The sequence below is a fragment of the Gottfriedia sp. ABJ_BB2_2 genome (genome assembly GCF_055484705.1).
The window spans coordinates 680,443-701,328 of record NZ_JBVFKR010000001.1 but is presented as its reverse complement, the minus strand read 5'-3'; the positions used below and the strand labels follow the sequence as shown (position 1 = coordinate 701,328).

General features: G+C 33.0%; 14 protein-coding genes. 13 read left to right on the top strand and 1 reads right to left on the bottom strand.

Translation table 11 applies throughout. The features are described 5' to 3' along the window. Positions 1–72 precede the first annotated feature (72 nt). The 3 genes from exaC (at position 73) to ACX6U0_RS03605 (ending at position 3,182) form a co-directional block, all read left to right on the top strand. On the top strand, positions 73–1,590 hold the full coding sequence (gene exaC / locus ACX6U0_RS03615) for an acetaldehyde dehydrogenase ExaC (RefSeq protein ID WP_464958633.1): 1,518 nt from the start codon (positions 73–75) through the stop codon (positions 1,588–1,590). A gap of 169 nt (positions 1,591–1,759) precedes the next feature. Further along, positions 1,760–2,032, top strand: coding sequence for a hypothetical protein (locus ACX6U0_RS03610; RefSeq protein ID WP_464958632.1), 273 nt, complete (start codon positions 1,760–1,762; stop codon positions 2,030–2,032). A 112-nt stretch (positions 2,033–2,144) separates the two neighbouring features. After that, a complete protein-coding gene (locus ACX6U0_RS03605) occupies positions 2,145–3,182 on the top strand; it encodes a M42 family metallopeptidase (RefSeq protein ID WP_464958631.1) in 1,038 nt (345 codons plus the stop codon). A gap of 134 nt (positions 3,183–3,316) precedes the next feature. Here the strand turns inward: ACX6U0_RS03605 and ACX6U0_RS03600 are convergent, their stop codons facing one another. Continuing rightward, positions 3,317–4,210: a L,D-transpeptidase family protein gene (locus ACX6U0_RS03600; RefSeq protein WP_464958630.1), complete on the bottom strand. Its 894-nt coding sequence runs from the start codon at positions 4,208–4,210 to the stop codon at positions 3,317–3,319. Between the two features lie 182 nt (positions 4,211–4,392). Here ACX6U0_RS03600 and ACX6U0_RS03595 point away from each other — a divergent pair, with 182 nt between their 5' ends. The 10 genes from ACX6U0_RS03595 to ACX6U0_RS03550 all read left to right on the top strand — a co-directional run bounded on the left by ACX6U0_RS03595 (position 4,393) and on the right by ACX6U0_RS03550 (position 20,774). Beyond that, a complete protein-coding gene (locus tag ACX6U0_RS03595; RefSeq protein WP_464958629.1) occupies positions 4,393–5,388 on the top strand; it encodes a LacI family DNA-binding transcriptional regulator in 996 nt (331 codons plus the stop codon). 174 nt (positions 5,389–5,562) lie between these two features. Then, on the top strand, positions 5,563–7,887 hold the full coding sequence (locus tag ACX6U0_RS03590; protein WP_464958628.1) for a glycoside hydrolase family 31 protein: 2,325 nt from the start codon (positions 5,563–5,565) through the stop codon (positions 7,885–7,887). Next, a complete protein-coding gene (locus ACX6U0_RS03585) occupies positions 7,887–9,518 on the top strand; it encodes a glycoside hydrolase family 13 protein (protein WP_464958627.1) in 1,632 nt (543 codons plus the stop codon). Before ACX6U0_RS03590 ends, ACX6U0_RS03585 begins: the two co-directional genes overlap by 1 nt. Positions 9,519–9,879: 361 nt before the next feature. Next, positions 9,880–11,616, top strand: a complete 1,737-nt coding sequence (locus tag ACX6U0_RS03580) for an ABC transporter ATP-binding protein (protein WP_464958626.1) — start codon at positions 9,880–9,882, stop codon at positions 11,614–11,616. After that, positions 11,616–13,403, top strand: a complete 1,788-nt coding sequence (locus ACX6U0_RS03575; protein ID WP_464958625.1) for an ABC transporter ATP-binding protein — start codon at positions 11,616–11,618, stop codon at positions 13,401–13,403. The genes ACX6U0_RS03580 and ACX6U0_RS03575 overlap by 1 nt, the downstream gene beginning before the upstream one ends. A 93-nt stretch (positions 13,404–13,496) precedes the next feature. Further along, positions 13,497–14,216 carry a hypothetical protein gene (locus tag ACX6U0_RS03570; RefSeq protein ID WP_464958624.1) on the top strand — a complete coding sequence of 240 codons (720 nt, stop codon included), beginning with the start codon at positions 13,497–13,499 and terminating at the stop codon, positions 14,214–14,216. A gap of 563 nt (positions 14,217–14,779) precedes the next feature. Then, entirely contained in the window at positions 14,780–15,247 is a 468-nt protein-coding gene (locus ACX6U0_RS03565) for a DUF3291 domain-containing protein (protein ID WP_464958623.1), read from the top strand. Between the two features lie 528 nt (positions 15,248–15,775). Continuing rightward, complete coding sequence (locus tag ACX6U0_RS03560) at positions 15,776–16,510, top strand: YwaF family protein (RefSeq protein WP_464958622.1); 735 nt, start codon at positions 15,776–15,778, stop codon at positions 16,508–16,510. A 351-nt stretch (positions 16,511–16,861) separates the two neighbouring features. After that, positions 16,862–17,464 carry a TetR/AcrR family transcriptional regulator gene (locus ACX6U0_RS03555; protein WP_464958621.1) on the top strand — a complete coding sequence of 201 codons (603 nt, stop codon included), beginning with the start codon at positions 16,862–16,864 and terminating at the stop codon, positions 17,462–17,464. Between the two features lie 187 nt (positions 17,465–17,651). Continuing rightward, positions 17,652–20,774, top strand: coding sequence for an MMPL family transporter (locus tag ACX6U0_RS03550; protein ID WP_464958620.1), 3,123 nt, complete (start codon positions 17,652–17,654; stop codon positions 20,772–20,774). Positions 20,775–20,886 lie beyond the last annotated feature (112 nt).

Genomic DNA, 20,886 nt, shown 5'->3' with positions numbered 1-20,886 from the left:
TAGATTTATAGGCATATTTTGTATACGATTTCATATTTTTATATAGACAAGCTATCTAAGGAGGAATGGGAAATGGTATTTGCAACGCCTGGAAAACCTGGTTCATTAATTACGTTTAAAAATCGTTATGATAATTTTATTGGTGGTGAGTGGGTCCGACCTGTTCGTGAGCAATACTTTGGAAATGTAACTCCTGTAACTGGACAAGTTTTTTGCGAGGTTGCAAGATCAACAGAAGAAGATATTGAGCGTGCACTTGATGCAGCACATCGTGCAAAGGATAAATGGGGTAGAACGAGCGTCACAGAGAGGTCTAATCTTCTACATAAAATTGCAGATCGAATGGAAGAAAATAAGGAATATTTGGCTGTTGCCGAAACTTGGGAAAACGGTAAACCAGTAAGAGAAACACTTGCTGCAGATATTCCATTAGCAATTGACCACTTCCGTTATTTTGCAGGCTGTATTAGATCACAAGAAGGGTCACTTGGTGAAATTGACGGGGATACAGTTGCATATCACTATAAAGAGCCATTAGGAGTAGTAGGTCAAATTATTCCTTGGAACTTCCCTATTTTGATGGCGGTTTGGAAGCTTGCTCCTGCTTTAGCAGCTGGGAATTGTGTTGTATTAAAGCCAGCGGAACAAACTCCAACTTCAATTCTAGTATTAATTGAATTGATTCAAGATTTATTACCACCTGGAGTAGTGAATGTGGTAAATGGATTTGGACTTGAAGCTGGTAAGCCGTTAGCATCAAGTAATCGTATTTCAAAAATTGCGTTCACTGGTGAAACATCAACTGGTCGCTTAATCATGGAATATGCTTCAAAAAATCTAATTCCAGTTACGCTTGAATTAGGTGGTAAATCACCAAATATTTTCTTTGAAGATGTAATGGATAACGAAGAATTCTTAGATAAAGCACTTGAAGGCTTTACGATGTTTGCCCTAAATCAAGGTGAAGTATGTACATGTCCATCAAGAGCGTTAATTCATGAATCAATTTATGAAGAGTTTATGGACAAAGCGGTGAATCGAGTAAAAGCTATTAAGCAAGGTAACCCACTAAATCCAGAAACGATGATTGGATCGCAAGCATCACAGGAACAACTTAATAAAATTCTTTCTTATTTTGAAATCGGTAAAAATGAAGGCGCAGAAGTATTGGTTGGTGGTAGCAGAAATGTACTAGATGGTGAACTTCGTGACGGATATTATGTAAATCCAACAATCTTCAAAGGAAGAAATGATATGAGAGTATTCCAAGAAGAAATTTTTGGACCAGTTGTTTCTGTTACGACATTTAAAACGAAGGAAGAAGCGTTGCAAATCGCAAATGATACTTCTTATGGTTTAGGTGCGGGTGTATGGACTCGTGATATGGATACTGCATACAGATTTGGACGACATGTTGAGGCAGGTCGAGTTTGGGTAAACTGCTATCACGCATATCCAGCACATGCGGCATTTGGTGGTTACAAAAATTCTGGCGTTGGACGTGAGAATCATAAAATGATGTTAGATCACTATCAAAATACAAAGAATATGTTAGTAAGCTATTCACCAAGTAAGCTAGGATTCTTTTAAGAAAAAACACCTTAGCATTTTTTGCTAAGGTGTTTCTTTGTCACTGAACGATTTATTACATCTGAAAAAAGATAGAATTATTGTAACGTGTAAAGTAAGCGGATTCTGACATATTATTCAAATGACCTCTATTAAAATGATAGTAAGAGCCAAAGCGGAGGTGTTACCGATGTGGATCGGAGTATTGTGTTTACTATTGTTTGTAGGAGTGATTTCGACCATTCAAATTTTATTGAATAGAAATTGGAAATGTATCTATACTGCTTACGGTTATCAAGACTATTTTAAAATCATCGGTAAATTAAAACAAAAGGGAATTTCCTATAAAACAAAAATACCTATGAATCTAAGAGTAGGGCGATTTTATGATAATACACAATATGATATCTACGTAAAAAAAGAACTAGAATATAAAGCAGTAGAAGCTTTAAATCATCAATAATTTAAATTTTTGTATCAATCATTCATATGTAAATTGATATAAAAACTAAATAACTGTATGATAAATTCATTGGGGTTGACTTTAATTAACTTTAGAAATAAGGGGATTGGATATGGATATCAGAATTAATAAGGAATTTGTACTTAATACTGCGAAGCAATTACTAGAGTTTAATAGTCCTAGTGGTTTTTGTTTTGAAATTATGGAATTAATTCAGTCTTGGACAAAAAGTTTAGGGTATCAGTTCGAAACGACGAACAAAGGTTGTGGCGTTATTACAATTCCAGGTAAAAGTAATGATCAGGTAGTTGGATTATCTGCTCATGTTGACACTTTAGGTGCGATGGTTCGCTCTGTAACTGGAAAAGGTACATTAAAATTTACCGTAATTGGTGGCCCAATAGTTCCAACATTAGATGGTGAGTATTGCCAAATAAGAACTCGCGATGGCAAAATTTACAGCGGAACGTTTTTATCAACAAGCCCATCAATTCATGTTTTTGAAGATAGTAAAACTAAAAAACGAGATCCTGAAAATATGGAAGTTAGAATCGATGAATGTGTAAAAAACAAAGAAGATGTGCTTAATTTAGGAATCGGACCTGGAGATTTTATTTTCTTTGATCCAAAAACAACGATTACTGAAAGTGGATTTATTAAATCTCGTTTTATAGACGATAAGGCAAGTGTTGCTTGCTTATTAGGCTTACTAGAACTTTTTAAACGAGAAAATATTGTCCCAACACATACGACAAAATTATTTATCTCTACATATGAAGAGGTAGGACATGGCTCATCATATATTCCATCGGATATAACGGAGCTAATTTCTGTTGATATGGGATGTATTGGGGATGATTTAAGCTGTACAGAATATGACGTTTCAATCTGTGCGAAAGATTCTGGTGGCCCATATGATTATAATATGACGACTGATTTAGTTAATTTAGCCAAACAAAATGACTTAAATTATGCCGTTGATATTTACCCAATGTATGGATCAGATACAGTAGCAGCACTTCGTGGAGGTCAAGATATAAGGGGCGCATTAATTGGTCCTGGTGTACATGCGTCTCATGGTATGGAACGTACACATTATCAAGCAATGGAAAACACTATGAAATTATTGTATTTATATGTTACAAAATAAAAGAGTAAAAGCTGTTTGAACATAATTCAAACAGCTTTTTTATTGGTAAAAATAATGAGGTATCAATTCAAAAAAAAAGACAATGTATGCTTTTGGCCCAATGTCTTATCGCTTTATTTCATTTTAGTAAAATATTAATAAGTTAAACGCTGTACGCCGTTTAAATCATCATCATTTCTTAAAATGCCATTTGCATTAATCTTCTTTAATGTAAATGTAGAAAAGTAAGCAGAGAGTTTATCATCACGTTTTTTTTCTTGTAGCAAATCTAATAATAATTGCTTCGTCCCAGCACCTACTACGCCATCGGCTTCCAATCCGTGATTTTGTTGGAATATTCGAACTGCAAAATCCGTTCCTTCTGCAAAGTATCCATCAACACCATTAGTGGAATAACCAAGCTTTGTTAGTGAATCTTGAAGCCATTCAACCTCACTACCAACACTTCCAAGTTTTAAACTAATTGGGATATCATTTGGATTTGTGACAACAATGCTTCCTGAATCATCTTTAAATAGTTGATTAGCAGTTGCTATATCATTAAAGGTTTTATTAGATGACGTAATGAAAACAGTCGTATTTTTTTGTACGTGGTCAAACAACCACTCGACCTCTTCATCATACATCCTTACGCAACCACTACTTGCGTAAGTCCCAATGGAAGCAGGGTTACTATTTCCATGGATTGCATAGGTTGTACCCCATGTCCCTCTTGCGTTTAATCCCAACCAGCGATTTCCTAATGGATTACGCGGATCACCACCAGGTATATTCTCTTTATAATAGGGCCTATTCACAATTTTGTTCACAATTTTAAACTTGCCCTCTGGTGTTAATTCTTGGCTTCTCCCAGTAGCAACTTTAAACTCTTTTACAAGTTTGCCATTTTCATAAAATGCTAGTCTGTTAATCGCCTTATTGATAATAATCAATTGTGAAACTGGTTTTTCTTCAGCAAATGTCTGAACAAAATTGGAACATAAAAAACATAAAATAATCAAACCGAACATAAAAACGCGCTTAAACAATTTTTTCCCCCCAACAAAATAAAAAAATAAGTACCCTTAATATCTTATGAAAGTATAGCTTGTCCTATATAGTGAAACTTTGAAAATGAGGAAAAAGATAGAGGGAAATAGTAAAAATGTTGAAATAAGATTCAATTATTTGTATAACTTAACTATGATCATGAATCGAAGGGGATACTATTTTGAGAGCAACTATTAAAGATGTGGCAAAGCTTGCCGGAGTGAGCGTTGCATCAATTTCCAGATATTTAAATAACAAAGGATATATAAGTGATGTTACGAAGGAAAAAATTAAACAAGCAATTCAGGAATTAAATTATCAGCCAAATGAAGTTGCTCGTGCATTATTCAAAAGACAAACAAAAACGATTGGTGTCATCATTCCAAATATACGTATTTACTTTTTTGCTGAATTCGTTAATTACATTGAATACTTTGCAAGTAAGATTGGATTTCGAATACTACTTTGCAATTCGGATTATTCATCCGAAAGAGAAAAAGAATATTTAGAAATGCTTAAAAATCATCAAATAGATGGCATTATACTTGCGAGTCACACATTACCAGCAGAAAAATATATTAGTCTTCAATTACCTGTCGTTTCGATTGATCGTCATCTAGATGATCAAATCCCACTCATCACAAGTGATAATGAGCTTGGAGGGAAACTAGCTGCAGAAAAATTATATAAATCTGGTTGTAGAACAGTAGGATATTTTGGGCTCATGTCTGACAAACAAAATGTAACAACCATTCGATATGATGCTTTTAAAAAGCATTGTGATGAGTTTGGTTTAGAGGTAATTGCAGATCAACCAGATTATAAGAAGGATATCAATGGACAAAAACATTCTGATCTAGAATTAGTTAGAAACTATTTGAGATCATACGAAAAACTCGAAGGATTATTTACAGTAGATCCATTAGCATTGGCAGCTATAAGAGTTTGCCAAGAAAATGAAGTAAAAGTTCCTACAGAATTTCAAATTATTGGATATGATGATTTAGCTTTCGCCGAAATGACTTTTCCTTCAATCACAACGATCAAACAACCGATTTCGCATCAGGCAGAACATGCCATCGCCAAGCTATTACAATTAATGAATGGAGAAGCGGTGCCAAGTCGAACAATTTTACCTGTAGAATTAATTGAACGTGAATCAACAATAAATGTTTGATAAGGGTTGCAAATCCAATGTAACTTGTTAAAATAAGATATGTAACCGGTTACCTATCGTTACCTAAGATAGGTAATCAATCTATATAATAGACCATTATTGTGCATACGGTTGCCTTAGTCGACATGCTAAGTTGAAACCGCTTGCAATGAGAAGGGTAAAGGAGATGGAATTATGCTTGAAAATTCTAGTTTTTCAGTTAAACCTGAATTATTTTCAGAAGCAAGTCAATTAATTGATGTGCTACAAATTCAACAGATTACAACTTACTCAAAAGAAAAAAATAAATGTGTGTTTACTGTTAATAAAGGAAAAATCACAGTAGAGTTTCCAAGGCCTGATATCGTTAGAATAACTGTTAACCATACAAATGAAAATTTCACGCACCATAATAGTTCAATTGAAACGTATGAAAGCTCTGAGTTTACAATCAGAGAAACTGAAGAGCATGTATTAATGCAAACAACTGATGTAGAATTTTTTCTACATAAACAAAATTGTAAATTTACAATCAAATCTGCTAAAGGCGAAATTTACAGTAACGGTTTTTATTTGACTGAGGAAGGCACGATTTCTCTTATTGGAGCCCAGGAAAATGAATTTATTTATGGACTTGGAGAAAAGAGTGGGTGGTTAAATAAAAAAGGTGAACGTTTATCAATGTGGAATACTGACGTTTTTGCACCTCATACGCCAGATATTAGCGAGTTGTATGAATCAATCCCTACTTACTTATCATTTACACCGAATTATGCATTTGGTTGTTTTTTAAATAATACAGGTCGAACAATTTTCGATTTTAAAAATCGCAAGGATGAGCACAAATTAGAAACTGAAACAGGAATCATCGATCTGTTTATCTACACAGGACCATCGATGAAAGAAGTACTTGAGCAACATACCTTTATAACTGGACGTCCATATCTTCCCCCAAAATGGGCACTTGGTTATCATCAATCTAGACATAGCTATCAAAATGAAGAGGAATTAAAATATATTGTTGATTCTTTTGAAAAGCTTGAAATTCCAGTAGATGCCATTTTCTTAGACATCTTATATATGGACGGATATAGAGTTTTTACTTTTGATAAAGAACGTTTTCCAAATTATGAAACATATCTTCCACAATTACTTGAAAAAGGAATTCATATTGTACCAATCGTAGATCCAGGAGTAAAAGTTGCTGGTCAATATGATGTTTTCATCGATGGTGTCGTAATAGATGCATTTACAAAGATGCCAGATAAATCACTTTATATAGGTGATGTGTGGCCAGGGAAAAGTGCATTACCAGATTTTAGTCAGCAGAAGGTAAAAGACTGGTGGGGTGATTTACACGAGTTTTATACAAAGCTAGGTATTAAAGGAATTTGGAATGACATGAATGAGCCAGCCATTTTCAATGAATCTAAAACGATGGATTTAGATGCAGTTCATGACAATGATGGAAATCCAATTAGCCATAAAGAATATCATAATTTATATGGTTATGAAATGAGTAAAGCGACAGCAATTGGTATTCAAAAATTAACAAATGAACGTCCATTTGTATTAACTAGAGCAGGATATGCAGGGATTCAAAAATATGCAGCTGTTTGGACAGGTGATAATCGTAGTTTTTGGGAACATTTAGCCATGACGATTCCAATGTGCTTAAATCTTGGATTATCTGGTGTTACATTCTCTGGCCCGGATGTTGGTGGATTTATGAATGATACAGAAGCAGAGTTATTGACTCGATGGATTCAAATGGGTACTTTTTTACCATACTTTAGAAATCATTGCTCAATTGGAATGGATCGACAAGAACCTTGGGTTTTTGAAGAGAAATATACAGATATAAATAGAGATTACATTCAAATGCGTTACGAATGGATGACATATCTATATCAACAATTTATAGAAGCAGAAAAATCAGGTCTACCAGTTATGCGTCCATTAGTACTTGAATATCCGACAGATCAACGTACATTTGACTTGAATGATGAGTATTTAGTAGGAGAAAACTTATTAGTTGCTCCGATTGTTACACGCTCGGCGAGATCTCGTTCGGTTTATTTACCAGAGGGAATTTGGTACGATTACTGGACTGATCAAGTTTTTGAAGGTGGGAAAGATAGTTTAATTGAAGCACCACTCGATAAAATACCGTTATTTTTAAAAGCAGGAAGTATCATTCCATTAACAAATAAAAAGAAAAAAGCGAATCAAAAAGATGATGAACTTTACTTACACTTGTATTCTCAAGAAAGTGGCCATGTAAATACAGTTATTTACGAAGATGATGGCAAAACAACGAATTATCAATCAGGTGAACGATTTGAATTACATGTAAATGTAGATTTTAATCATGACACTGTAAACGTTAAGCTTGAAAGTAAAGGAGATTTTAAACCTTACTGGAATAAAATCACGGTCTTATTACATGGAACAAATAAAGAATTAAGCATAGAAGGTCAATTAGAATTCGAAGTACGATCAGGTAAGGAGCTAATGTAATGGAGAAAAAATGGTGGCATAATAGCGTCGTTTATCAAATATATCCGAGAAGCTTTATGGATAGTAATCAAGATGGTATAGGTGACTTAAACGGTATTATTGAAAAGCTTGATTATTTAAAATTATTAGGAATAGATGTCATTTGGCTAAGCCCAGTATACAAATCACCTAATGATGATAATGGATATGATATTAGTGATTATTGTGACATTATGGAAGAATTCGGGACGATGGCAGACATGGACCGACTAATTTCAGAAGCAAATGATAAAGGAATTAAAATTGTAATGGATTTAGTGGTCAATCATACTTCTGATGAGCATCCATGGTTTATTGAATCTCGAAAAAGTAAAGATAATCCATATCGTGATTATTATGTATGGCGAGATCCCGTTAAAAATGCAGAACCAAATGGTCTACAATCTGTTTTTAGTGGTAGTGCTTGGCAATATGATGAAGAGACTGGTCAATATTTTCTACACTTATTCAGTAAGAGACAGCCTGATTTAAATTGGGAAAATCCAAAAGTCCATGAAGAAGTATATAATATGATGAATTTTTGGCTAGATAAAGGCATTGGTGGGTTCCGAATGGACGTTATTGATTTAATCGGAAAGCTACCTGATCAAGAAATTACGGGCAATGGACCAAAACTTCATCAATATTTACAAGAAATGAACGCAAAAACGTTTGGAAATCACGATGTATTAACTGTCGGTGAAACTTGGGGCGCAACACCTGAAATCGCAAAATTATATTCTGATCCAGCACGTAATGAACTAAGTATGGTCTTTCAATTTGAGCATATTAGTTTAGATCAGCAAGAAGGGAAAGAAAAGTGGGATTTAAAGCCACTAAACCTACTTGACTTAAAAGCTGTATTTAAAAAATGGCAAACTCAGTTAGACGGGAAAGCATGGAATAGCTTATTTTGGAATAACCATGATTTACCTCGTATCGTTTCTAGATGGGGAAATGATAAGGAGTTCCGAAAAGAAAGTGCGAAGATGCTTGCAACAATCCTACACTTAATGCAAGGCACACCTTATATCTATCAAGGTGAAGAAATTGGTATGACGAATGTTCGATTTGAAAAAATAACTGATTATGATGATATCGAAACTCGTAATATGTATAATGACCGAATTTCAAAAGGATATTCACATGAAGAAATTATGGAATCAATTTATACAAAAGGAAGAGATAATGCACGTACGCCAATGCAGTGGAGTGACAGTGAGCAGGGCGGTTTTACGAGCGGAACTCCATGGCTTGCATTGAATCCAAATTTTAAAGAGATTAATGTGGCAGAATCAATAAATGACCAATCTTCTATTTTTCATCATTATCGAAAGCTAATTGAACTGAGAAAACAACTTCCTGTCATTGTTTACGGTTCATTTACCATGTTAGCTGAGGATGATGAAAAAGTATTTGCTTATACTCGTGAGTTAGAGGGAGAAAAACTATTGATTGTAGCTAACTTTACAAGTAATCATACAATATTCCAGTTTACTGAAAATTATGAGGATGCAACGATATTACTTAGTAACTATGAAGACTCGGGAGTAAAGCTCGACTCAATTAATCTTAGACCATATGAAACGATTGTATATAAAATAAAATTGTAAATAAATTAAAAATTGTTTGACATTTATTTTGTCAGTCGTATATGATGTTAATATCAAATATAAAAGGAGGTAGGTTGAAATGATGATTGTAACAATAAAAGCAAAAAAACACTACAAGTTAATAATGAACATGAACCCTATCTCTGCGCAGGACGGACCACGTTAAAACGTATTATACAATGACGATCTAGCCATGGGTTTATATTCCCCATGGCTTTTTTGTGCAAAAAATAAGCTACAGTTTATTTTTGTACAGAAATTTTTGGCCATGGGGTATGGAAAATATTCCCGTGGCTTTTTTTGTCAAAATTGTGGAGGGTTGCGTAGAGAATAGGTTGATTGATACAAAGGAGGTACAATAGTGTTACGAATTTTAAAATATGTTTATAAACACAAATTATCATTATTTATCGGATCATTATCAATGTTATTAGTAATAGGGGTTGACCATTTAATTCCTTACTTACAGATGGTTTTAGTAGATGATGGAATTATTAAAAAAGACGGCTCGGTGATTCTTCCAATCATTGGAGGAATTTTAGCGATTACATTGATTAAGTCAGTTCTTGGATATGTAAAAGAATATTTATATGATCTAGTTGGTGCGAAAGTACATGAAGACATCAAAAACGAAATGTTTCAACATATTCAAAGTTTCGAGTTTAAATACTTTGATTCTATGAATACAGGTGAATTGCTTTCAAGAATTGGTGAAGATGTAGAGAATATTTGGCAAACAATTGGTTTTGGCTTGCGATTATTCGTAGAAAACATCATTTATTTTGTAGCTAGTACAATTATTTTATTTTTTATTGATTGGAGATTAGCTCTAATCTGTTTAGCAATTATGATTCCAATCGGATATATGGGTACTAGATTAAATCGATTATTAAATGCCGGATACGGTAAGATTAGTGATCACACTGCAGAAATCAATACAACAGCTCAGCAAAATATCGCTGGGGTAAGATTGGTAAAGGCATTTGCGCGTGAAAAGCATGAAACATTGAAATTTTTAAAAATGAATCGTGGTTATTATGATTTAAATATGGCTCAAGCGAAAACAATGCGTAAATACTTTCCTTCTATTGAGTTCCTAACAAATATTGCATTAGTGGCTATGATCATTGTTGGTGGTTATTTCGTACTTCAAGATACGATGACACTTGGTGAGTTAGTTGCATTTAGTGGGTATATTTGGAACTTAATTTGGCCAATGAGAATGCTAGGTTGGTTAACTGATATTCTTTCTAAAAACCAAGCATCTGCTAAGAAGATTTTTGAAATTTTAGACCGTAAAACAGAAATTAAAAATAAACCTGACGCTTATACTCCAAGCCTTGTTGACGGTTCAGTGGAATATAAAAATGTTAGTTTTAAATATAATGATGAAATGGTCTTAAAAAATATTAATCTATATATTCCAAGTGGCAGTAAAGTAGCGATTATGGGTACTACAGGAGCAGGAAAGTCATCAATCCTACATTTAATTGGACGTTCTTATGATGTGGCAGAGGGAGAACTATTAGTAGACGGTGTTAATGTGAAAGATTTTAATTTAACAAGCCTTCGTACAAATATGTCTCTAGTATCTCAGGATACTTTTTTATTCTCTGACACGATTGAAAACAATATTAAACTAGGAAATCCTGAAGCTACAATGGAAGAAATTAGAGAAGCTTGCCGTATTGCATGCTGTTTAGATTTCATTGAAGAGCTTGAAGAAGGATTTAGTACAGAAATTGGAGAACGTGGAATCGGATTATCTGGTGGACAAAAACAAAGGATTTCAATTGCACGTGCACTATTGCGTAGAGCACCAATTTTAGTACTTGATGATGCAACTTCAGCGTTAGATATGGAAACAGAATATGAATTATTACACAACTTAAATAAACGATTCTCTCATAGTACAACATTCATTATTGCACACAGAATTTCGGCAGTTAAAAATGCTGATATCATTTTATTTGTTGAAAATGGAGAAATTGTTGAAAAAGGAAATCATAAAGAATTACTTGCTCTAAAAGGGAAATATTATGAAGTTTATGAGGAGCAATTTAAAGATTTTGAAACAGTAGAAAGCGGGGTGGTCTAATGGCACAGAATACTATTAATCGTGATGAAGACCAACTGAATCGTAGTAAAGTCGAGATCATTCTCAGACTTGGAACTTATTTACAACCATATAAATTTAAAACATTTATTGTTATATGCTTAATGTTATTTGTTATGATCGTTGGTATTTTAAACCCGTACTTATTGAAAGTAGCAATTGATACGAATATAAAAAATAACGATGTAAAAGGTCTCATGATGATTGGTGGCGTTTTACTTGCTTTAAATTACTTAGCAATGATTTCATCAAGAATTCGATGGACAATGATTAGTTCTGTTACAAACAACATCTTAGTAAATATTCGTCATGAGCTTTACACACATATTCAAAAACTATCATTTACATTTTTCGATAATCGCCCAGTTGGTAAAATTTTAGCTCGTGTAATGGGTGATGTTAACGCACTTCAAAACTTATTTAACCAAAGTATCCAGACATTAATTCCAGAATTATTAAGTTTGGTCTGTGTTACGGTTGTAATGTTTATTTTAAATGTGAAGCTTGCTTTAGCATCGGTATTAATCCTTCCATTTCTAGCTGCAGCAATGTTTTACATTGAAACTCGTGCAAGGAAAAGATGGGATGTATATCGTAAAAAACGTTCAAATTTAATCGCTTTTATACATGAAGATTTTTCAGGAATTAAAGTTGTTCAATCTTTTGCGAAAGAAAAGGATAAAGAAAAAGACTTTAAAGAAAAAGTTTCTGAATTAATGGGAGCATTCATGAAAGCAGTTAAACTAAATGACTTTTTCTGGCCTTTAGTTGAACTTTCATGGGGTATCGGAACAGTAGTTGTATTCTATGTAGGATACAAGCTAGTAATGAGCCAAGAAATTGAAGTAGGTACGTTAATTGCCTTTTCAATGTACATCGGTATGTTCTGGCGACCGATTATGAACTTATCAAACTTCTATAATACATTAATCTCAAACTTCTCAGCTGCTGATCGTATCTTTGATATTATGGATATTGATCCAGATATCATAAGTCATGAAAATGCACAACCAATCGGTCATATTAATGGAGAAGTAAAATTTAATAATGTGACATTCGGATATGATGAAAATTCAACAGTATTAAGAAATGTTAATTTTACAATCAATCCTGGTGAAAAGATTGCCCTAGTTGGTGCTACAGGTGCTGGTAAAACAACAATTGTATCACTACTAAGTCGCTTCTATGACCCAACGAATGGTGAAATATTAGTAGACGGAAAAAATATTAAAAATGTAGATTTAGAGTCATATAGAAGTCAAATGGGAATCATGCTTCAGGATACATTCCTATTCTCTACATCGATCATGGAAAATATCAGATACGGTAAATTAGATGCAACTGATGAAGAAGTAATTGCTGCAGCAAAAGCTGTTCATGCTCATGACTTCATTATGAAAATGGAACAAGGCTATGACACAGACGTAAATGAGCGAGGTTCAAGACTTTCTTTAGGTCAAAGACAATTAATTTCATTTGCACGAGCATTACTAGCAAATCCGAGAATCTTAATCTTAGATGAAGCAACTTCTAATATCGATACTCATACAGAAAAGCTTGTACAAAATGGTATTGAAACATTACTTGAAGGCAGAACTTCATTTGTTATTGCACACAGACTATCAACAATTCGTGATTGCGACAAAATCATGGTAATTGGCAATGGAAATGTTGAAGAAAGTGGTACACATGAACAATTACTTCAATTAAAAGGCCACTACTATAAACTATACATGGCACAATATAGCTTCATTAATGATGGAGCATAAAATGAAAAGAGCAGATCCTTTTGGGTTTGCTCTTTTTCTTTTTAACATAGAATGTTTTGACCATATAGGGAACACTAAAACGAGGTGTTTTCTATGAAACGATTCATTTTGTTCATGTTAGTTATTCTTCTGACTATTCCCCAACCAGTAAAAGCCCAAAGTGGGGATTTTGAGATAGTTTCAAGGTTAGAAAAGGAAAATATAACTTTGTATTCAAAAAAAGACGGAGACATGTTTAGGGAATTTAAAATTTATTTTAAAGGAGAAACATACTATAGACCTTTTTGGATGAATGTAGATAATCCTACTTTCGCTCCAAAAATATTCTATGAAGATATTAATGAAGATTCGAAGAAAGAATTAATCATTAGTCTGAACAAAGGATATGGTACAGATGTATTAGATGAAGAGGTATATGTTTACAAGTATACAAACGGATTAACTGACGAACTTGTTGATAATCCTTTAGCTATTATTTATAAAAATGTAAAAACAAAGTTAACGACTGAAAAAGCTGAAGTTAAAATCGGAGAAAAAATATTTACCGTTGATACGAGAATGATTGAACCCTCACATTTTTTCGAGGATATAGGTTTTGGGGGAATTATTGATTATGAAGTTATTAATAAACAATTAATGGCAAGAGTAAGCGGGCAAATAACACCAGCAATGTTTATTGGTGATATTATCATTACTTATGAACATCGCGATAAAATGTATCAAGCAAAAACAATTGAATTTATACCATATAATTCTGTAGAAAAAAATCCATTTTATGGTCCACTAGAGTTCTTATCCGGAGAGTTGAGATGAATAAAAATAAATCAGATAATAGCCTAATTTATCAATTAATTAAGAATAGACATTTAATAGTAATATTAATTTTTATCATTATAATCATCACTAATATATTTTGTAAAAATAAATTGCTTGGTTTTGAAGATCTAATTACTATTATTGGTTTTATATGTGTTTTAATTATTTCTATTTTGACTAAAAAGTATGGTCATTATAAGTAAAAAAGTTGAACAAAGGAGAATATTTCAGTGAAACTTTTTTGATACTCAAAAAGATTACTTTTGTTTTTTTTCTTAAAACCAGAAGTTGATTACAACGTAAGGTGCTCAACTCCTGTGGGAGATGCTGGAAAGCTGAGACCCCGCAGGCATGCCGAGGAGGCTCAGCTCCGCCCCACGGAAAGGGAGCACCTGGAGTTGTAATCAACTTACGCATACTTAAATTAAGACATTGGCTAAGAAAAGCTTTTATGACTATTTCTTACTGTAAGACTAGTTCTTTATAATTCTATTAAAATTAGTAATGATTAACCAAACTTCTCGAATATACATTAGAAAAAACTTTAAGGAGGTCTATTTATGGCAATGGTTTCAATTTATACTGTTGGAAGACTTAATCACCCAAATGACCACCCAGCCTCACGCGAATTTTATCGAGTGGGAAATGATGTATTTCGTCAGGCAATAAAATCAGGACAACTCATAGAGGATTTTTCACCAATTGGAGTCAAAATCCCCGAAGAAATCAAAAAAGGTGAGGGAGACCCTGTCATTACACTAACTGTGTGGAACAGTCTTCAATCTTTATTCAAATTTACATATTCGGGTAATCATATGCAAGCATTGAGAGATCGAAACAAATGGATGGAGTCTTATCAAGATAAACATCAGCCATATGTAGTATGGTGGACTGAGAATTTGAATGATGTATCGTGGGAAGAAGCCTTTAAGCGATACGATTATTACATACAAAATGGCCCAACGCCTTTTGCATTTAATTTTAAGAATGCATTTGATGAAAAGGGCGAGCCACTCTCACTAAAGTAGAAGTATCGTTTTTGATTTTATATAATCCATTGTCTAAAGACTACTTTAATTCAGGAAGAATTGGGGGTCTTTTTTTTATTCGTTAATAATTGAGCAGGGATAGTACAAGGAAAGTAAATATAGGTTTACGTAGTGTTCTTACGTTGCAGTTGATTAAGAAAAGGATATAAAATAAGCCAAATTTGAGTATAATTGAAGATGGAAGATTTATGTTAAAAGTGCTTTTTTATGGGGACAGATTCAGCTACTAATGAAGTGGAAATGTGGCTAGGATTTTTATTTTGATTTTTATTTTTTCAAGGAATAACTTTGCCGATGTTTACCAGTATTGTATCTTAATAGTTTGTAATAAGATTAAAACAATCAACAAAAAAATAGTACATAGTGAATTAAATAGAAACTCCTGCTTAAAAAAAGGACAAGTTATATTGAACTGACATTATCCTGATTTTATAAACAAATGCATGCATTTGTTGAACAAGGAATACTATTTAAAATAAAAAGATAAATCAATTGCAGGGGGATGTTATGAGTTTATTTGGGGGAAGTAGTAAAGGGATACGTTTTGAAGCGTTTGGTACAAGTCATTTAATCGTAATTAGTTTATTAGTTCTATGTATGATCAGTTTATATATAGGTAGAAATAAATTAAAAGAATTGAAGCTAAGAAAGGTAGAGTTCGGGATAGCTGGCTTACTGATTGTAGCCGATCTTTTGTATAATTTATGGATGGTTAAGAATGACATATGGAGAACGAGTGATTCGTTACCATTGCAGTTATGTAGTATAAGCTTATATTTAGTCATCTTATTATTGTTAACAAGAAATAAGTTAGTTTATGAGATTGTTTTGTTTACTGGAATTTTAGGTGCAATGCAAGCCGTTTTAACACCGTATTTATTTTTTGATTTTCCACATTTTAGATTTATACATTTCTTCGGTACACACAGTTTAATCATATTAGTACCTTTATATTTTACTTGGGTTATAGGCTATCGACCGACAATTTATTCTATTGGTAAGGTATTTTTGTTTTTAAATATCCTGATGCCATTTATTATGTTAGTAAACAAAAAGACAGGCGGAAATTATATGTTCTTAGGTGGGAAGCCTGAAACAAAAAGTGTGCTAAATTATTTAGGAGAATATCCGTATTATATAGTTTCATTAGAAGGCGTATTGTTGGTACTGAGTTTATTATTATGGGTAGGATTACGTGAGAAAAGTAAGAAATTACGTAAGGAAACAGATGTTAGTATGTAATATGTAATGAATGAATCAGATCAAGAACCTAAAAATTGATATTGGAAAAAGGATAGTATGACAGAATAAATTTCTGCTATTACTATCCTTTTTTAGTACAATTGAATTGTTTCTTAATTGAAAGTTATAATAAGATCATTTTATATAGTAGTTGAATGGGGTAAATTAACATTAAATGTTGCTACAAACTAAAAGGAAAATCACGACAGAACTCTTCTCCTGTCTTGTTATTTTATGTAGATGAAAATTCATTCGAAAATAGATTCATAAAATTAATTTTTAAAAATCATAAAAAAGAATTTACAAAATTTTAGATCAATGATATCCTCAAAAATGAACGGAGGTTCACGAATGCAAATCTTAAAAGAAGATATTAAAAATCGAATTATTGCTGCAGCTTTGGAGGAGTTTAAAGAAAAAGGATATCTTGGAGCTTCTATCAGAAATATCGCAAGTAGTGCAGGTATAGCTTTAGGTACTATTTATAAATATTTTAAGAATAAGGAAGACCTATTTAATTCTTTAGTCGAACCAGTTTATAATGATGTATTATTAACGCTTAAAGATTCCATAGATAGTAGTATTAATCCAATCTGTACAGTAATAGATATTAAAGATGTCATTCTAGATATTTTTAAAGTGAAAAATAAAGAACTTTTAATTCTCTTTGATAAAAGTAAAGGCTCTAAATTTGAAAACTTTAAAGAAGAAATGATCTCAGTCATACATATCATTCTTCAAAAGGAGTTAATGCAACAGCTGAAAGAAAGAGATATTGAGGTTAAGGATCCTTTTATTTGCTACGTACTTTCGACGACATTACTTGAAGGTGTATATACGCTGTTAAGAACTCAGGAAGACGGAGTTAGAATTAGTATTTTAGTTGACCAATTAATACATATCATTTTTACGGATATAGAAAAACGATTTGAAGAAATGTCTCACATCCTTTGATGTGAATATTCTTTACCCATTAGTGAACTATTGTTCATTATTGTATTACTTTGGTTGATCAAATCGTATGAAAGTACGAATATAAATTCCCAAATTTGAAACTCATTTTACCCATTGGTGAACAATTGTTCATTTTTAAATGAAAGGCAAAATATAAATTTACGTATTTAAAAACAGGAGGCTTCTAATGAGAAAGATCTTAAAATTCCGTTGGATTATTTTTTCAATATGGATTGTTTCAACAGTTTTATTAACAGTTTTTCAGCCAGATATAAATGAAATTCTTAGACAAAGAGGACAGGGAGAGTTAAGTGATAACAACCCTTCAAAAATTGCGAACTCAATTTTAAATAAAATGAGCACGGTTAAGGGAAATAACGAACTGATTGTCTTTTACGACAAGAATAAATTATCAACAAATGACATGGATCAAATTGAGTCTGGAATCAAAGAGATTCAAAAGAATAAAGAAGAGCTTGGGGTGGATGAAATTATTGATCCGTTTAATATACCCGATGCGAAAAGCTCCTTAATTTCAAAAGATGGCACTACTTTATTAGTATCTTTCAAGCTTAATATAAATGGAAGAGACATTGATGAAATAAAAAAAGAATTTAATAGAAAGCTAGCAGATGTTAAAGTCACTTATTATCTAACAGGTGAAGACTTTATCAATGATGATTATACAAAAGTATCAATTGCAGGGGTAGACAAGAGTGGAGCATTAACGATTATCTTTATTCTTGTTGTATTAATCATTATGTTCCGTTCAATTGTTACTCCATTAGTGTCTTTACTTGCAGTTGGTATATCTTATCTCTGTTCGATGGGCATTGCTGCACAGCTAATTGAAAAGCTTCATTTTCCTATAACAAGTCTTACACAGCTGCTCCTTATTTTAATTTTATTTGGTGTAGGAACTGATTATAATATATTACTATTTAATCGCTTTAAAGAGGAATTGACGAAAGGCTATTCAGTTGATGATGCCATCGTAAATACGTTTAAAACAGCAGGTAAAACAATTTTTTATAGTATTCTTACTGTTTTTATTGCCTTTGTAAGTTTGAGCTTTGCAAAGTTTTCAATCTATCAATCAGGTACAGTCGTTGCAATTGGAACGGCCATTTTCCTTTTGGAAATTTTAACGTTTACGCCAATATTGATGAAGGTTCTTGGTAATAAGCTATTTTGGCCATCAAAAGGTGCTTCAGGTCATGGAGAAAATAAATTGTGGGCTAAATTAACGATGGTTTCAGTTAAATATCCAGTAATTGCAACACTTGTCATACTTGCTATTACTGTACCTTCAATCCTGTTTAATTCTCAAAAACTGACATTTGATACTTTAAAGGAATTAGGCGATTCAACACCGGCCTCAAAAGGATTTAATATTGTAGCGGAGCATTTTGATAAAGGTCAGGCAATGCCGACTACAATCGCAATTGAAAGTAAACATCCAATGGATTCTAATGAGTATTTAGCTGTTATTGACAATTTAACTGAAGAGATAAAAGACATTAAAGGTGTCAAAAAAGTATCCAGTGTTACGCAACCAACTGCTGAACCAATTGATGATTTTTATATTAGCTCTCAAACAGTAGCTGTAACAAATGGAATGGATGCTACAAAAGATGGTGTGAACAAAATTAGTAATGGGTTAAACCAAATGAGCTCTAGCTTAACAACACCAGACTTCTCAAGTGTAAATGAACTTGTAAAAGGTACTGGAGGAATTCAAACTGGACTTGGTAGTATTAGTGAAGGACTTTCTAAAATTGATAATGGAATAGAGCAAGGAGCAGATGGTGCTGCTGGGATTAGTGATGGTATTGGCAAAGTCAAAGTAGGCATTGATACAATTAGCAATAAAACGAATGAGGTTGCAAATGGATTATCGAGTCTTCATAGTGGTTACACAAAATTAAGAGATGGATATAAAGGCATCGAGCAACAACTTCCAATGTTACAACAGAGTCTTGGAGGCATGAATCAGTTAATCGATGTACTTGGTGAAAAGTATCCAGATCAATTAGCTACCGATGATCAATATTTGACACTTAAAGAATATGGTTCCGCATTAGCAACAGGTCTAGCTCAGATGAATGGCGGGATTGTAGAGTTAGGTAAAAACTATGACACATTAAATGCTAATTTTAAGAAAGCAAACGATGGATTAAAACAATTAGCATCAGCTCAAAAACAGATGGTAAGTGGCTTGGATGAGTTACAAAAAGGTGCAGCCTCACTTTCAGATGGGTTAAAGCAAGGTAGTGCTGGACAGAAGACGATTATTTCTAGTATGGCTCAATTGAATTCTGGAGTTGGGAAGATAAAAAATGGTCAAGAACAGCTGAATGAAGGGTTATCTAAGCTTTCCGGAGGAATGGGTCAGCTTAAAGGTGGAATCGATAAAAGCGGCAATGGCCTAGATGACATTGCAGAAGGACTTGGTAAGACAAACAACTATCTGACGCAATTAACAGACTATAAAACGTTCTTTATACCGAAAGACGCTTTAACAAACAGCGATTTTAAGAAATCAATGGACAATTACATGTCATCAGACAGAAAGATTGCTAAAATTACTGTTGTTTTAAATGACGATCCTTATTCAGCAAATGCATTAAAAACAATAGAGAAGATTAATCATACACTATCATCTGGACTAAAGGGAACAGTTCTTTCTGACGCTAAGTTTGGAACTGGAGGTCCAAGTTCGAATACAAATGATATGAATAAGGTCTTAAAAAGTGATTTAGATCGTACGAAAATCATAATTCTAATTAGTGTATTTTTAGTACTAGTATTAGTCATCAGAAATATTTGGATTCCACTTTATATTGTTGGGTCATTAATCGGATCTTATTATATAGGGATGAATGCAATGAATTTTGTTGTGTATGATGTGCTAAAATTAGATGGCATTTCTTCTTTTGCACCATTTTTCGCATTCATCATCATTGTCGCAATGGGAGTAGATTATAGTATTTTCCTTATGATGCGATACCAGGAATATCCTGATCTTTCGCCTAAGGATGCTATTGTGGAAGCTTCCAAGCATATCGGTGGAGTAGTAATCTCGGCAGGAATTATACTTGCAGGAACGTTTGCTACACTTATACCATCAGGTTTGTCACTCTTAATAGAATTAGGAACTGCCGTAATCGTAGGAATTGCAGCCCTGTGCTTAGTATTCTTGCCAATATTTGTACCGGCACTGATTGCCATACCGGACTTTCTGTCTAAACTACGTTCGAATAAAAAGAATGATGAAGCTATACAAATGAAGGACGTTCAAAATTTGTAATCAATATAAATTTAAAAAATAATGATGAAACAGGCGTTGTAAATTTACAATGCCTGTTTCTTTTTTCTTGAAGAATATGGACGAAATATATAAAATAATCACACACTTTTTA